The following is a 429-nucleotide window of genomic DNA, read 5'->3' as shown; positions in this document are numbered from 1 at the left end:
AAGCCCAGACTGCGGAACTCTGCCAACGCTTCTATTGTGAAGCCGACAATTGCCCCGTTGATACCCCCGTATCGGTTGAACTCTACGAGATCACGATTGTGGATCAGATAGAGGACGTGATTACGGACCCATTCTGGAACCTCCAACTGCTGGAGGCATGTATCCGCTAGACGGTGCTTGTATCGAGCAAAGCTCGAGACAATCTCGGTGTTAACTGAGCTATCCGCATAGTCATCGAGGTCGTCGCCGAGCGAGGGATCGCTGGGGTCAATATCTTGCCCTCTGTCGATCCGCCATATCCGTTGGAAGAGTTGTCGGCGCTGCTCTGAAGCGTTTTCTTCCAAGTCATCGGCAGCAAACCATGTCATCGATATTTTCTCGCCAAGCAGGAGCTGCCCGCTATTATGTTCGCAGTGGTTCTCCTTCGCA

The 429-nt window shown here is 52.9% G+C and carries 1 protein-coding gene; it reads right to left on the bottom strand.

Annotated features, from left to right (window positions below; all coding sequences use genetic code 11):
* The coding region (locus EXE42_RS19010; RefSeq protein WP_158293784.1) for a hypothetical protein at positions 1-429 on the bottom strand (429 nt) is incomplete at both ends.

It is taken from the genome of Halorubrum sp. SP3, assembly GCF_005435195.1.
GTDB lineage: Archaea > Halobacteriota > Halobacteria > Halobacteriales > Haloferacaceae > Halorubrum > Halorubrum sodomense.
The sequence above is the reverse complement of the archived record's forward strand: the minus strand, read 5'-3'. Positions and strand labels throughout refer to the sequence as shown.